The sequence below is a fragment of the Streptomyces sp. NPDC058664 genome, from assembly GCF_042716635.1.
Lineage (GTDB): Bacteria > Actinomycetota > Actinomycetes > Streptomycetales > Streptomycetaceae > Streptomyces.
In genome coordinates this window covers 135,714-151,040 of the sequence record NZ_JBHXRW010000009.1, presented here as the reverse complement: position 1 = coordinate 151,040, position 15,327 = coordinate 135,714, and the positions used below count along the sequence as shown (strand labels likewise).

General features: G+C 75.2%; 10 protein-coding genes. 4 read left to right on the top strand and 6 right to left on the bottom strand.

Annotated elements, in window-relative coordinates; genetic code table 11:
- Positions 1-59 precede the first annotated feature (59 nt).
- Positions 60-2,297 (top strand): prolyl oligopeptidase family protein, encoded by a 2,238-nt coding sequence (locus ACFWUY_RS10375; protein ID WP_384104939.1) that lies wholly within the window; start codon positions 60-62, stop codon positions 2,295-2,297.
- Between the two features lie 10 nt (positions 2,298-2,307).
- Positions 2,308-2,691: a VOC family protein gene (locus ACFWUY_RS10370; RefSeq protein WP_384104936.1), complete on the top strand. Its 384-nt coding sequence runs from the start codon at positions 2,308-2,310 to the stop codon at positions 2,689-2,691.
- A 93-nt stretch (positions 2,692-2,784) separates the two neighbouring features.
- Here the strand turns inward: ACFWUY_RS10370 and ACFWUY_RS10365 are convergent, their stop codons facing one another.
- From ACFWUY_RS10365 to ACFWUY_RS10340, 6 genes are all read right to left on the bottom strand, one after another.
- Positions 2,785-4,623 (bottom strand): BTAD domain-containing putative transcriptional regulator, encoded by a 1,839-nt coding sequence (locus ACFWUY_RS10365; RefSeq protein ID WP_384104933.1) that lies wholly within the window; start codon positions 4,621-4,623, stop codon positions 2,785-2,787.
- A 480-nt stretch (positions 4,624-5,103) separates the two neighbouring features.
- Positions 5,104-8,091 (bottom strand): helix-turn-helix transcriptional regulator, encoded by a 2,988-nt coding sequence (locus ACFWUY_RS10360; protein WP_384104930.1) that lies wholly within the window; start codon positions 8,089-8,091, stop codon positions 5,104-5,106.
- 117 nt (positions 8,092-8,208) lie between these two features.
- On the bottom strand, positions 8,209-8,409 hold the full coding sequence (locus ACFWUY_RS10355) for a hypothetical protein (RefSeq protein ID WP_384104927.1): 201 nt from the start codon (positions 8,407-8,409) through the stop codon (positions 8,209-8,211).
- 164 nt (positions 8,410-8,573) lie between these two features.
- Positions 8,574-11,768: a type 2 lanthipeptide synthetase LanM family protein gene (locus ACFWUY_RS10350; RefSeq protein WP_384104924.1), complete on the bottom strand. Its 3,195-nt coding sequence runs from the start codon at positions 11,766-11,768 to the stop codon at positions 8,574-8,576.
- Positions 11,769-11,884: 116 nt separating this feature from the next.
- Positions 11,885-12,646: a class I SAM-dependent methyltransferase gene (locus ACFWUY_RS10345; RefSeq protein ID WP_384104922.1), complete on the bottom strand. Its 762-nt coding sequence runs from the start codon at positions 12,644-12,646 to the stop codon at positions 11,885-11,887.
- 48 nt (positions 12,647-12,694) lie between these two features.
- Positions 12,695-12,829: a hypothetical protein gene (locus ACFWUY_RS10340; protein ID WP_384104918.1), complete on the bottom strand. Its 135-nt coding sequence runs from the start codon at positions 12,827-12,829 to the stop codon at positions 12,695-12,697.
- 263 nt (positions 12,830-13,092) lie between these two features.
- Between ACFWUY_RS10340 and ACFWUY_RS10335 the strand changes: the two genes are divergently transcribed.
- Together ACFWUY_RS10335 and ACFWUY_RS10330 are read left to right on the top strand one after the other, a co-directional pair.
- Entirely contained in the window at positions 13,093-14,733 is a 1,641-nt protein-coding gene (locus ACFWUY_RS10335) for a cation acetate symporter (RefSeq protein WP_384104915.1), read from the top strand.
- 117 nt (positions 14,734-14,850) lie between these two features.
- A complete protein-coding gene (locus ACFWUY_RS10330; protein ID WP_384104912.1) occupies positions 14,851-15,207 on the top strand; it encodes a PRC-barrel domain-containing protein in 357 nt (118 codons plus the stop codon).
- Positions 15,208-15,327 lie beyond the last annotated feature (120 nt).

The following is a 15,327-nucleotide window of genomic DNA, read 5'->3' as shown; positions in this document are numbered from 1 at the left end:
CACCAGCTCCGACAGCCCCGACAGCCCCGACAGCCCCGACACGAACGAGGGAGCATCGAGTGACCACCGACGACGTGCGACCGCCACGGCGCCAGTACCCCCACGCGGAGCGGCAGGACGTCGTCGAGGAGCTCCACGGGCTGCGCGTCCCCGACCCGTACCGGTGGCTGGAGGACGCCGAGGCCCCCTCGACGCTCCGCTGGAGCGCGGAGCAGGAGACCCTCTACGAGGCGGAGCGCGCGGCCTGGCCCGGACTGGAGCGGTGGAGGGCGGAGGTGGCGGCGCTCGACGCCGTCGACCGCGCCAGGTCGCCCAAGGTCCGCGGCCACCGGGTCTTCTGGCTGCGGCAGGACGCCGGCCGGGAACATCCGGTGCTCATGGTCGCGGACGCCGGGACCGGCGGGTCGGAGGGGAAGGACAGGGCCGACGGAGCCGACGGGGCCGGCGGGAACGGCGGGGTGGAGCGGGTGCTTCTCGACCCCGGGGTCCTCGACCCGACCGGACGCACCGTGCTCGACGCCTGGGAGCCGTCCGTGGAGGGCGACCTGCTCGCGTGTCAGATGTCGAGGAACGGCACGGAGGACTCGCTCCTCCAGGTGATCGACGTGGCGACCGGGAAGGTCGTCGACGGGCCGGTGGACAGGGTGCGGAAGTCGTCGGTCGGCTGGCTGCCGGGGGGTGAGGCGTTCTACTACGTCCGGCACCTGGACCCGCGGCTGAACCCCGGCGAGGAGCGCTACCACCGCCGGGTCTACCTGCACCGGGTCGGGACGGCGGCCGACGCGGACGTCCTGGTCTTCGGCGAAGGCCGGGACAGGACCCAGTTCTACAGCGTCTCCGTGACGGCGGACGGCCGCTGGCTCGGCGTCACGGCCACGCTCGGCACCGGCCGCGGCACCGACCTCTACCTCGCCGACCTCACCGCGGGCCCGCTCGACCGGCCGCTGCTGCGGCCGGTCCAGGAGGGCAGGGAGGCCGCCACCCGCCTGTACGCCGTGCCCGGCACCGGCCCCGATGACCCGGTGTGGCTGCGCACCGACCGCGACGCCGCCCGCGGCCGGGTCGTCGCGTGCCGGCCGGCCGAACTCCACCTGGGCCCCGCCGCCTGGCGCGAGGTGATCCCGGAACGGCCCGACGCGGTGCTGACCCACCTCGTCGTTCTGTCGGGACCGGATCTCGAACACCCCCTGGGCCTCGCCGCGTGGACCCGCGACACCGTCGCCGAGGTGACCGTGCACGACCTGGTGGCGGGCCGGCAGGTGGCCACGGTCCCGCTGCCCGGCACCGGCGCGGTCGGCGACTTCACGGCCGGGCCGCCCGGCGGTCACGAGGCCTGGTTCGCGTACACCGACTTCGTCACGCCGCCGCGGGTGCTCCGCTTCGACGCGCGCACGTGTCGCGTGACGCGCTGGGAGCGGGACGCCCCGGACGCGTCCGGGGCCGGCGGCGCGGTCACCCGCCAGGTCGCGTTCCCCTCGCGGGACGGGACGACGGTCCGCATGTTCGTGATCTCCCCGACGGGAAGCCCGGACGTGCCGCGTCCGACGCTGCTCACCGGGTACGGCGGCTTCGGCCGCACCATGTCCCCCCGGTACCGCGCCCAGGTCCTCGCCTGGGTCGGGGCGGGCGGGGTGTTCGCCTGGGCGGGGCTGCGCGGCGGCGGCGAGGAGGGCGAGGCCTGGCACCGGGCCGGCAGCCGGGAGCACAAGCAGAACACCTTCGACGACTTCGACGCCGCCGCCGACCGGCTGATCGCGGCGGGGTGGACCGAGCCCGGCCGGCTCGCGGTCATGGGCGGCTCCAACGGCGGGCTCCTCGTCGGAGCGGCCCTCACCCAGCAGCCGGCGAAGTACGCCGCCGTGGTATGCATGGCGCCGCTCCTGGACATGGCGCGCTACGAGCTGTCGGGCCTCGGCCCCAGCTGGACGCCCGAGTACGGCAGCGCGCGGGACCCGGAGCTGCTGCCGACGCTGCTCGGCTACTCGCCGTACCACCGCGTCACACCGGGGACCGCGTACCCGGCGGTGCTGCTGGCCGCCGCGGACGGCGACACCAGGACAGATCCGCTGCACGCCCGCAAGATGTGCGCCGCGCTCCAGCACGCCTCGACCGGTCCCGGTCCGGTCCTGCTGCGGCTGGAGCACGGCGTCGGCCACGCCGACCGGGCCGCGTCCCGCGCGGTGGCGCTCCAGGCCGAATGCCTCGCGTTCCTCGCCCGGCACGTGGGCCTGCCGGCCCCGGAGCCACGGCCCGGGAAGTGCGGAGAGTCCCGGTCGGCTCCCGGGGCGTCCGCGTAGAGTGACGGGCATGGCATGCCGGATCAGTGAACTGGTCATCGACTGCGCCGACGCCGAACGGCTCGCCGTGTTCTGGAGCGAGGTCCTCGGTTACGTCGAACTCGACCGGGACGACGACGGGAGCATCGAGATCGGACCGCCCGGCGTCGGCTTCGGCGGCCCGCAGCCCACGCTCGTCCTCAGCCCCAGCAGCGAGCCCCGGACCGGGAAGCTCCGCCTGCACATCGACGTCAACGCCACCGACCGCGACCAGGACGCCGAACTGGAGCGGCTGCTCGCGCTCGGTGCCAAGCCCGTCGACGTCGGCCAGACCGGCGCCGAGAACTGGCACGTCCTGGCCGACCCGGAGGGCAATGAGTTCTGCCTCCTGCACCGACGGCTGCCGCCCCTCTGACCACCTCCGTGGCCTTCTTCGCGGCCTTCTTCGCGGCCACCTTGTGACCGCCGCACGCCCCCGGGCCCGAACCACTCGGCCCGGGGGCCGCTCTCAGCCCGGCGCCGGTACCGGCGCCCCGAGCCGGGTGGCACGGGCGTACAGGCGTATCAGGTGGGGCAGTTCGTACTGCGCCGCGTGCGCGGTGACCTCGCCGCCCGGTGAGGTGACCATCCCGGCGTCGATCAGCGCCTCCACCACCCGTACGGCGTGCCGCTCGTCGCAGCCGAGGGCATCGGCCGCCTCGCTCAGGCCGAACGGGCCGTCCCCCGTACCCGCGGCAAGACGTCCCGCATCCCGGCCGCACTCCGCCGGCAGCGCCTCCCAGCCGTCGGCGAGCCATCGCCGTACGGACACGTCCCCCGAGGTCAGTTCGTCCAGTACGCCGGCGGGGTCGGCCAGCCGGTCCGCGAACTCCCGCAGCGGCACATGGCGGAGCACCGCGAGCCGCATCCCGCTGACCCGGACCGCGAGCGGCGCCCCCCCGCACGCGCGCACGATGCGCAGCGCGGCCTCCCGGTCGGCCCGCACCCGGCTCCGGCCGACGAGCCCGGCGAGCAGCTGCACGGCCTCCGCGGTGCCGAGGGGCGGGACGGCCACCCGGTGCACGGGCGCCAGGCCGCCCAGCTGACCGCGTGCGGTGAGCAGCACCCTGCCCTTTCCGCCGCACGGCAGCAGGGGCCGTACGGCGCGTTCTTCGGGGACGTCGTCGAGGATCACCAGGACGCGGTGCTCCGCGAGCCACTCGCGCCACGCCCCGGGCCCGGACAGCCCGGCACGGCCCGTCCGTTCGCCGATCTCGGCGAGCACGGAGGTCAGGGGGCGGGGGCGGCCGTCCGCCGCCCGCAGGGAGACGCAGAGCCGCCCGTCGGCGAAGCGGTCGCCGAGCAGGTGCGCGGCACGCGCCGCCAGGGTGGTCTTCCCCGCCCCCGCGGGACCGGACAGCAGGACGACCCGGCCGGCTTCGTCGTCCTCCAGCACGTCGACGACGTGCCGCAGTTCCTCACCGTGTCCGGCGAAGTCGACGGGATCGGGGGGCAGGACGACGGGCGCCGGACGGCGGCCTTCGGCGGTCGGCCGCCCCGGCGGCCCGGCGGCCCCGGCCGCACCGGCCCGGTCGTCACCCGCGAGGATCGCCCGGTACCGGGCCGCCATGGCACCGCTCGGCTCGAGGCCCAGTTCCCGGGCGAGGAGCTGCCGGTAGTCGTCGTAGACCGCGAGCGCCTCTGCCTGCCGGCCCGACCGGCTCAGCGCGCACATCCAGGCACAGCGGAGCCGCTCCCGCAGCGGGTGCCGCTCCACCAGGTCGCGCAGTCCCTCGGCCACCTCCGGCGCACCGCCGAGACCCAGCTCCGCCTCCGCCCAGTTCTCGTACGCCGTCAGATGGCGCAGCTCCAGCCGCTCGGCCTCCTCGGCCAGTCGGGGCGACTGCCGGAGGTCGTCGCCCAGCGGCGGCCCCTGCCACAGGCCGAGGGCCTCGCGCAGCAGCCGCGCCGCGGGGCCGGGGCCCTGCCCTTCGGCGGCCCGTACGAGGGAGCGGAACCGCAGGAGGTCGAGCTCGTCCTCCGCCACGCGCAGCGCGTATCCACCGCCCGTGTGGGTGAGCCGGGGGCGTTGTTCCTCGTCCTCGGAGAGCAGCGCGCGCAGGGTGCTCACGTACACCTGGAGGTTCTTGCGGGCGGTACGCGGGGGCTCCTCCGGCCAGACGGCGTCGGTCAACGCGTCGACCGAGACGGGACGGTTGGCGCAGCCGAGCAGCGTCGCGAGGACGACGCGCTGCTTCAACGGACCGAGGGACAGGGCCTGGTCGTCCCGATGGACCGCGAGCGGGCCGAGGACGGAGAACCGGAGAGTGCCGGGTAACGCTGCGGGTCGCGCGGACGGACGCGGCATCGAGCGAACCTCCGTAGGGGGACGGGAGTTGGTCGGTCGCTCGATGATCCGCCGCCCCCGCCCGACGCACATCGGTGCCGGACCCGCAGAGTCGCGCGGCGGACGCCCGTGTCATGGGGGACCTGACCCCCATACGGAGGGGAAGCGCCCCCATCCCGGGTCCACCGGCCCCCACGGCCCGACACTCCGGCCACCGGGCGGCGAGCACCGGGTGCGGCTGCGACCACGGAAGTACGGGAGGAGTACGGGAGTACGGACCACGCCGCGACCGCCGAAGCACCGGACGCTCCCGCAGCCGCCGCCGGAGAAACGACCACGCCGCGACCGCCGAGCCACCTGACACGCCCTGGCCGCACCGCCGCACCACCGACCGTGCCGTGCCGTCGGGGAACGAGCACGACCGCGTCGCGACCGCCGAAACCGCCCACCCGCCCCGCCCCGCCCCCTGCCCGACGGGGCGGCTCTTCTCGTCCGTGACGGTCAGGCGGCCGGCGGCCGCGCCTGCGGCGTGGAGCCGGGCAGTCTCTCCTCCTCCGCCCGTTCCGCCGACAGCGCGCACAGCGCCGAGCGGTCCGCGCAGCCCGTCTTGGCCATCAGGCTCGCCATGTGCTTCTCCACCGTCCGGGGGGAGATGCACAGGCGCCGCGCGATCTGCTGGTTGCCCGGCCGCTCCCCGAGCAGGGCGAACACCTCGTACTCGCGCGGCGTGACGCCCACCGTGCGCAGCTCCGCGGGGATCCGCTCCCGGCCGCCCCGGCGCTGCGGAACGCTGACGCCGGCCTGCCGCAGGACGGCCCGGCAGGCCCCCGCCACCGCTGGTACGCCCGCCTCGTGGAAGTACTCCTCCGCGGTCCGCAGCCACGCGACCGGCTCGCCCCAGGAGTCGGTGAGCGCCGCCTCTGCGGTCAGCCGCAGGGCGAGATGCCACGCCTGCGGGAACACCGCCGCCGCGCGGCCGGCCTCCTCCACGGCGCGCCGCGCGCCGTCCGGGTCGCCGTTCCTGCCGCGCAGCACCGCCTCCGCCATGCCGAGGAACATCCGGTTCCAGGCCAGCTGTCCGCCGGGCGAGGCCAGCGCCTCCCGGTACTCCTTCCGGCCCCTGTCCCCGCCGTCGCGGTCACCGTCGCCGTCGCCGTCGAGGATCCGCAGCAGGGGGCGGAGCCCGTACCGGCCGCTGAGGTAGAAGAAGCTCGGGTGCTCCCGTTCCCAGGCCGCCGCCGCGTCGAGTTCGGCCCTCGCTCGTTCCCCGTCCTCCGCCATCAGCGCGCCGACGGCCTGGCACAGCCCGCGTTGCAGGGGGACGAGCATCGACTCCTCGCCGCCCGCGCGGCGGAACCGGGCCAGGGCCCGTTCCTGGTCGCGGCCCCGCCCCCGGTGGGCGGCGAGCATGGCGTCGACGAGCAGCAGATAGCGGTGTGCCGACAGGTTCTGGAGGCGGGCGCTCGCCTCCACGGACCGCTCGACGATCTCCGTGGCCCGGTCCCAGCGCCCGGTCAGCACGCTCTGCATGGCGAGCAGCCCGTCGACGGTCTGCAGCAGGGCCAGCGAACCGAGTTCGTGAGCCGCCGTACGGGCGGTCTCCAGCTGGGTCGCCTCCCCGGTGCGCATGAACGCGTTGGTGCCGAGCCGCACCAGTGCCTCGGCCCGGCACACCGCCAGCCGGTGCTTCTCGGCGACCTCCAGCATCCGCACCAGGCAGGCGTCCGCCTCGTCGAAGCCGTGCTCCCGGGACAGCAGGGCGAGGAGCTGCCACGCACGGCAGGCCACCACGGGTCTGTCTCCTTGTTCCGCGGTGAGCGCGGCGCGCCTGGCGGAACGTTCCGCCTCCCTGAGCGGCTCGCGGCCGTCCCGGCCCGGCAGCAGCGCGAGATGGCCCTCGACCACCACGAGCGCCGCCTCCTGCTCGGGACTCGGCGCGCCACCGAAGAGGGCGCGGGCCGCCCGGATGCGGCGGCGCGCCTCCTCCTGCCGCTCCGCCATGGTCGCGACCCACGCGACCTGCGTGTGCGCCTGGGCGCGCTCCTCCGCCGCGCGCGACCCGGCGGGCACCGGCGGCAGGTCGTCGAGCAGCGCGGCGGCCGTGTCGAGCCGCCCCGATTCGGCCTGGGCGATCGCCAGCCGGACCGTGACCGCGTCGCGCTCCTCGTCGGCCGCGAGTCCCCGGGCGCGTTCGAGCAGCACGGCGGCCGAGCCCGACGCTCCGGCGTCCAGCATCCGCCGTCCGACTTCGGCGAACTGCCGGGAGGCCGTCGCCCTGTCACCCGCCGCCAGCCACAGGGTCGCCACCAACTGGCGCTCCTCGCCCGACAGCACGCCGGCGGACCCCTCGATGGCGCAGGCCGCCCGTCTGGCCAGCGCGGCCTGCTCGGCGGGCGGCAGCGAGGCCCGCAGCGCGTCCGCCGTGAGGACGTGGCGGAAGGTGTAGTCATCGTGGGCGGCCCCGTCCGGGGCGATGATCCCCGCCTCGGAGGCCGACCTGAGGTGCGCGAACAGGGCCCGGTCGTCGAGCCCGGTCACCGCCCTGAGCGCTCCGACGGAGAACCGGCCGCCCAGTGTCGCCGCGATGAGCAGCAGCTCCCGTACCGGCTCGTCGAGCCGGTCGAGACGGCGCGCCCAGCTGCGGACCGCGCCCGTCGGCACCGGCGCCTCGCCCTGGCCGACGAGCTGCCACCCGCCGTCCGCCCTGCTCAGCCGGCCCGTGTCGAGCAGGTCGGCCAGAAGTACTTCGACCAGGTAAGGGTTTCCGCCGGCCCGCTGCGCGAGGTGCCGGTGCGCGGCCGTCGGCACCTCACCCGGTCCGGCGTCGAGGCACGCGTCCACCATGTCCCGTACGGCGTCGGCGCCGAGCGGTCCCAGCTCCCTCAGCGAGGCGGTGTTGCGGAGCTCCGCGGCGAGCGCGAGGTCGAGCGCCGGGCCGGGGTCGGGCCGGAGCGTGCCCACAAGGAGGACGGGCAGGTCCGCCACGTTGTCGACGACGTACTCGACGACCGCGACGGTCTCGGTGTCGGAGTCGTGCAGGTCCTCGAGGAGGATCACGCATCCCCGCTCGCGGCCGAGCACAGCGAGCAGTCTGAGCAGCGCCTCCGCCATCTCGACCAGCGAGATCGCGTATCCGGGCGCCACCGCGCCGGCCCGCCACTCCGGCACGAGGCCGGCCAGCGCGGGCCGGTAGGGGACGAGTTCGGGGTCGTCCGGGGCGCCGGCCGCCCGGAACCGTGAGGACAGCGCCTCGATCAACGGCCGGAACGGCACGACGAGCCCGGTGGACGTGGCGCGGCCACGCAGCACCGGCATGTCCCGGTCGTACGCGCGGAGGGCGCACTCGCCGGCCAGCCGGGACTTGCCGATCCCCGCCTCGCCGACGAGGAACACCGCCCGGCCGGCGCCCCTTCCGACGCCCGCGAGGGCATCGTCAAGCAGTCCGATCTCGGCTTCCCGCCCCACGATGACCGACGACGTCGCTCGCATGGGCGCAGGTTACTTGGTCCTTTTCGCTCACGGCAGGGGGCCGGGGATCGCCCCGGCCCCCGTTCACCGCGTCAAGACGACATCCACGCCACTTCGTCGAGTCGTGCGCGCCCTCTCCTAGGACAGCGGGACGGTGCCGGTGGTGTACGGCATGTCCAGGGAGGCGGCGGCGTCGAGGCCGGCCGTTCCGAGCAGCCTGCTGCGCAGTCCGAGGGCCCCGCTCGCCCCGAACGTCACCTCGCCCACCGGGTGGTCCTGGGCCGCGGTCTCCGCGCCGGCGCCGCCGTCGACGTACCTCACCGAGTCACTGATCTGCATGGGTCCTCACTCGTCCTTGGTGTCCGCAGGAGTGGTGGTCGTGCCGAGTGGTGCGGTGGTGCGCTGTGCCGGGTGGTGCGGTGTGACGGGTGGTGCGGTGTGACGGGTGGTGCGGTCGGTGTGTCGGTGTGTTCCGTGGGGTCGTACCGCCGCCGGTCGCGGCGCTACAGGTCGGGTCCCGGGCCGGGCGTCCGCAGGAGCAGCAGGGACGGTACGCGCTCGGGGAACCCCGCCCGCAGGAGACCGTGGCCGATTCCCGCGAGCCCGGTCAGCAGGCCCGGGTGCGGAACCCCGCCCGGGGCGCCGCTCCGCGCACCGGTCTCCTCGACGGACGCGAGGAGCGCTCCGGCCCGCCGGATCCAGTGCGGGCGCGCCTCCGCGAGCGCGGTGTGGCCCAGGAGTTCGCACAGTCCGGCCTCGCCGTGGCACAGGCTGTCGTCGGGAGCCGGCCGGCCCCGGCCCAGCTCCTCGACGGCCCCGCGGGCCCAGGCCGCCAGGTAAGGGTCGTCCAGGGCGCCCGGCGCGTCGAGCACCGCGAGCGCGATCCCGGCGCGGCCCCGGCACCAGGCCGAGTCCCGGGCGCCGCTCCCATGGCCGTCGACCGCCGCCCGGACGGGGACTCCCCCGCGACCCCCGTCCGGTCCCCGGCCCTCGTCCGGTCCCTGGTCCCCGTACGGCCCTCGGCCCCTCTCCGGCCCCTTGCCCGCTGCCCGGTCGCGGGCCGGCTCCCCGTCGACGGCCGCCCGCAGCGCGGCCAGACCCGCGGTCCTGTACCGGTCGGCGGTCCCGGCACCGGCGGGGCCTCCCCCTGGCCCGGCGACGGCCTCGGACGCCTCCGCGAACCGCAGCAGGGCCCATCCGATCCCGGCGGCCCCCGTCGTGAACCCCCGTCCGGCGGCCGTCGGATCGGCGGTGACGAGCCGGTCCGCACAGGCCCGGGCGGCTCCCCAGGTCTCCCGCGCCTCATCACGGGAAGCGGAAGCGGAAGCAGAAGTGGAAGCGTCCGCCCCGTGGGCCGCGAGGAGGGCGGCGAGTCCGCCGGCGGCGCCCGTGCCCACCCCGTACTCCCGCTCGGACCGTGCCGCCTCCCCTGCCAGCCGCAGTACGGCGGACGCCCATGAGCCGACCTCCAGGTCGTCGAGCAGCCGTGCCGTCCCGGCGAGCGCGTACGCGATGCCGCCGAGTCCGGAGAAGGCGCCCGAGCCCACCGCACCGAGGTCCCCGGGCCGGGAGCGCAGCGCGTCGAGCAGTCGGGGCACCGGCGCCAGGGCGGTTCTGGCCGCCTCCGCGTAGTGCGCGGCTCCGGTGAGCGCGGCCAGTTGGGCGAGGTAGAGCGCCGGTCCCGTGTAGCCGCCGGCCAGGTCGGCCGGCATCGGGCCGATGCGCCAGTAGCGGTCGTCCAGGAGTTCCAGGCCGATCCAGTTGCCGCGTGCGCCTTCGCGGTACGCGAGGGAGACCAGCCGGTCCCCGACGGACCGGGCCGCCGAGAGCAGCCGTTCCGGTTCCGGGGCGCGGTCCGCCGTACGGGTGCGCCGACCCTCGGCGGGCCGGTGCGCGGGCGTGCGGGAGGTCGTCGCCATCGCCGCGCGCACGATCCATTCCTGGTCCTGCCGGTCGACCGTGTCGAGGGCCGCGATCTTCACGGCGACGCGGGTGGCCCCCGGCAGCTCCGTGCGGCCGGCCGGTGGCCGCTCCGGCGCGCCCCACAGACGGTCGCCGCCCGGCCTGGCGGTGAACAACGGGACGTCTTCGCACCAGAGTTGGGCGATCTCCTCGGCGACGAGACCGGGGGTGAGCACCGTGCCGAACGCGTCGGTCCGCAGGCTCTCCAGGACCCGTTGCCGTGCGTCGGCGTCCTTCAGCAGGTCGGGGTGGGTCGACTCGTCGAGGAGCGTGCCGTACATCCAGGTGGGGCGCACCACCACCCGTACCTCGTCCTCGGCGAACGCCGTCAGCGGCCCGGTGTCGTCGAGGAGTTGGTCCCTGGCCGTGCTGAGCGCCGTGTACGCGGTGCGGAACCCGGCGCAGAGCGCCTCGATGTGGGCGCCGGGTTCGACGGGTTCGCCGCCCGCGAGGCGCGGCCGGTTGGCCGACTCGCCGAACGTTCCCGCCCTGCGCACCAGGCGCATGCGGTCGGTGCCGGCGTCGGCCCAGTCCGCCCGGGCCACTGGTGACACCGCCTCGTGTCCGCCGCCGACGGCGGACACGTCGAGGGCGGTGTGGTCGCCCACCAGGAGCTGGGGCAGCAGCCCGACCCGGTACACGGAGTCGTGGAGGGCGCGGGCGGCGGGGTCGTCGGTGGCGGCGGCGCCCGGCAGCGGCGGGTGGAAGAGGGTCTCCACGTCGACGAGGACCGGGTGGGCGCCGGCGGCGATCAGGTTCTCGTGGTGGAGGTCGGTCCCGTCGAGCAGGTGCAGCAGGGCGAGGAGCGCGCCCTGGCGGCGGTAGAACGTCCCGACCTCCGCGACGGTGTCGCAGGGGCGGGCGGCGACGAACTCCACCCATCCGTAGGCGCCCCGGTCGAGCAGTCGCAGGGTGCGCAGGTCCGCGGTGCCGGGGAGTCCGTTGAACCAGGTGACGAGGTCGTTGAAGTGGCGGTGCGCGGCGAGCGGACGGGGCTTGTACACCAGGCGGGTTCCGTCGGCGAAGCGCAGCAGCATGACGCTCCGGCCGCCCCGGTGCCCGTCCCCGGCGCCGGTCTCGACGCCCACGAGCGGTCCCGGTCCCCCGCCCGGGGTCTCCAGGAGACCGGCGGTCAGCCGGGCGTGGTCGTCGGCGAGGCGCTCGAGGGCCTCGCCGACCGCGTCCGCCGTGTCGAGCGCCGTACGCCCCAGGATGCGGGCGAGCACCGGCCGTCCGGCCAGCAGGGCCGTGAGGCCGCGCCGGGACGCCGTACGTCCCAGGAAGTCCCGGAAACGGGCCCGTGCGTCCTCTCCTTCGAGGCGGCCGGCGGTCCGGGCCTCGTGCAGTTCGAGGACCAGCGTCCGCGCAGCCGCCCGTGCGAGCCTGCCGCTGAGCTGCCGCTCCAGGTCGCTCCGTACGGCGGTCATGTCGACGAGTTCCCGGGCCCGTCCCGACACGCCCCGGTCCAGCCGTTCCCCGGCGCGGGCGGTGAACGGCCGCAGTACCCACTCGAAACCGCTGAGCCCCGGATACTCCGCCGCGGGCGCCACGGCCCGGGCCGGTGCGGCGGCTGTCGCCTCCTCGGCGAACGCGGCCCAGTCCGGACGGCCTCCGCCCCCGTCGCCGTCGCCGTTCCCGCCCCCGTCGGCTTCGCCGGAGAGCTGCCCGGCCTCCCACCAGCGTGCGAGCGCCGACAGCGAGGTCCCGGCCCGCCCCTGTCCCGTCTCCGTCGCCATCGTCCCTCCTCCACCACCCGGTCCACCGCTCGGCGCACCCCCGATCCTGGTACGGAAGGTGTCCCGGCGACATGGGGAACGGCCCCCCATGTTCTCGCCCGTTCCGGCTGGGCGGGTCAGGACGGCTTGCGGGCCTCGATGAGGAACCGGGTGGTGTGCGCGACGAACGGGCCCTCGTCCGCGATCCGCTCGTGCAGTTCGCGCAGCCGGTCGCGGTACCGGTCCACGGTGAAGCCGGGGACCATCCAGATCACCTTCCGCAGGAAGTAGATCACCGCGCCGACGTCGAGGAACTCGGTGCGCAGGGAAGCGGAGCGCAGGTCCACGACCTCCAGGCCGGCCGCCTCGGCCGCCCGGCGGGCGTCGTCGGGGTGGCGCCTGCGGCGCACCTCCTCCGGCTGGGGGCCGAGGAAGTACTCGACCAGTTCGAAGACGCTGGCCGGGCCGACCTGCTGGGAGAGGTACGTGCCTCCCGGCCGGAGCACCCGTGCGATCTCCTCCCACCAGACGGTCACCGGGTGCCGGCTGACCACGAGGTCGAACGCCCCCTCGGCGAACGGCAGCGGCGGCTCGTCCTCGTCCGCGACGACGACCACGCCCAGGGGGTGCAGCAGGCGGGTGGCCTTGGCGACGTTCGGGGGCCAGGACTCGGTGGCCGCCGCGAGCGGCGGCAGCTTCGGCACCCCGGCGAGCACCTCCCCGCCGCCGGTCTGGATGTCCAGCGCGGCCGAGGCGCGTGCCATCCGTTCGCCCATCGTGCGCTGGTAGCCCCACGGCGGGCGCTGCTCGTCGGCCCGTCCCCGCAGCCAGGAGAAGTCCCAGCCCTCCACCGGGACCGACTCCGCCTCGGTGACCAGATCCTCGAACGTTCGTGACATCCCTCGATCGTCGCAGACCAGGCCCCGGACCGGCGAACGGCGCGTGGGTCACGGCAGCCGGCGCCGGACGGCTGCCGACAGACGGTCGACCGCCGTGATCAGGACGAGGACCAGGGAGGAGCGGACGTTGACGTCGAGGCGGTACATGAGCAGGTCGGTGAACCGGGGGGTGCCCGTCGGCAACAGCCACGTCGTGCGGTCCGCGCAGGACCTGTTCGCGGCGCTCGTCCCCGAGTCCCCGCCTCTCACGGACGTCGGCGCGGCCGTCGGCGCCGGCGCACGACGCCCCCTGCGTAACGTCCCTGGCACCGCCGGGTGTTGGACGTACGCACAGACCCGGGCCGTGCCGGTGTGCCCGTGACCCGTCTGCGGGCGTGCCTCTGCCGCGGCGGCCCGCACCGTGTTGTCGTGGGCCCCCGTTCCCGTCCCACGCGCTCCGGAGAACCATGCCCGTCCACAGCCTCCTCGCCGCCGAACCGTCCATGTCCACGGGTGACACCCGGGCCGCGGTCCTCATCGGCTTCCTCCTCGTCGTCGTCGCCGCCCTGTTCGCCTGCCTGCTCCTGGGGCCGCAACGCGAGGAGGCCGAGAACTTCTACATCGGTCGCCGCCGCGACAAACCCGTGCGCAACAGCCTCGCGCTCGCCGGGGACTACGTCTCGTCGGCGACCGTGGTGGGGACGGCGGGGACCGTCGCCCTGATGGGTTTCGACGGGCTGTTCGTCGCGGGCAGCACCCTGGCCGCCCTGGCCGTGCTCCACTTCCTCGCCGGGCGGCTGCGGGCGCGCGGACGCTTCACGCTCGCCGACGTCTTCGCGGACCGGGCGCCGGGCACGGCGGTCCGGATCACGGCGGCGGTCGTCACCCTGCTCGTGTGCCTGCTCTACCTCGTCGTCCAGCTCTCGGCCGTGGCGCTCGTGACCGCCCAGCTCCTCGGCCTGGAGACGGTGGGGGCGCAGCGGACGATCGCCGTGATGACCGGCGTGCTCATCACCTGCGCGACCGCGGTCGGCGGGATGCGCGGCGCGACCGCCCTGCAGAGCGCGAAGTCGGTCGTCGTCCTCGTCGCGCTGACCCTGGTCGCCGGTGCGCTCCTCGCCCGTTTCGGCTGGAGTCCCGCCGCCCTGCTCGACGCGGCGCGCGACCACAACGGCGCCGGTTCCGCGTATCTGCGTCCCGGGCTGCTCCAGCGCTCCAACCCCAGCGCCAGCTGGACCTTCGACTTCGTCGGGCTCCAGCTCAGCATCGTGCTCGGCGCGGCCGTCATGCCGCACGTCCTGATGCGCCTGCACGCCACCCCCGGCCCCGCGGCGGCACGCCGCTCGGTCCGTGGCGCGCTGCTCGTCGTCACGACGGTCATCGTGTTCACCGTGGTGATCGGCCTCGGCACCGCGGCGACCGTCGGCGGAGCGAAGCTGGCCGCGGTCAGCCCGGGCGGCACCGGCGCCCTGATGCTCACCACCGGGGTCCTCGCCGGCGGCCCCGGCACGGCGGCGGGCGCCGTGCTCTTCGTCCTCGTCGCCACCGCCGTCTTCGCCACGTCCCTCGCGGTGATCGCGGGCATCACCCTGACGGCCTCGGCGGCGGTCGGCCACGACCTCTACCGGCAGGTGCTGCGCCGTACGGACGTCCTGGACAAGGGGGTGGAGATCAGTACCGCCCGTTGGGGCGCCGTCGCCGTGAGCGCGGCCGGCATGGCGCTCACCTACGCGGCCCTCGACTGGAACATCCAGATGTTCAGCTGGGTGGCCCTCGCCCTCGCGGCCTCCAGCCTTCTGCCGGCCCTGGTCTACACCCTCTTCTGGAGCCGTTTCACGGAACGGGGACTGCTGTGGACGCTCGCGGGCGGCGCCGGCTGCGTCCTCGTGCTGCAGGCCTTCACCCCCGTGGTCTCGGGCCTGCCCTCCTCCCTCCTCCCCGGCCACGACTTCGCCTGGCTGCCGCTCCAGTCGGTCGTCCCCTTCTCCGTTCCCGTCGGCTTCGCCCTCGGCTGGCTGGGCAGCGTGACGGGCTCCGGAAAGACCGGGGAAGCAGGGAAAACCAAGGAAGAGGAAAAACAGGGCCAAGTGGCACGAATGAGAGCATGAGGGCGGGGCAGGCGGACCGTGGGCGGGACACGAGGTCCGCCCGTACCGACACGGAGAAGGGAAGGACGACAGACACCATCTCGTCGTCCTCCACCGACCGGAGGAGTTGTTGTTCGCGTGACTGAGCATGCGTGGAGCTACGGTTCGACCTCGGGCCATCTGGCCGGCACGGTCCTGACCGGCTACAAGGTCGAGGCGACCGACGGCAGCATCGGCAAGGTCGACAAGCACTCCGACGAGGTCGGGGACGCCTACCTGGTGGTCGACACGGGGGTGTGGATCTTCGGCAAGGAGGTGCTCCTCCCCGCCGGCCTCGTCTCCCGCATCGACCCGCAGGAACAGAAGATCTACGTCGACTGCTCCAAGGACCAGGTGAAGGAATCACCCGAGTTCCACCGGGAGACACACCTCGGCGACCTCGAGTACCGCCGAAAGCTGGACACGCACTACCACCGACCCGGCGGTTTCATCTGAGTCGCCATGCGGACGCGGGGGGGGGGGGGGGGGGGATCTGAAGGGGCCCCCCGCCCCCGGGGAGAGGTGGGTAAACGAAGAGCCACCCCACCACCCCCCCCACCCCACCCCCCCCCCGCC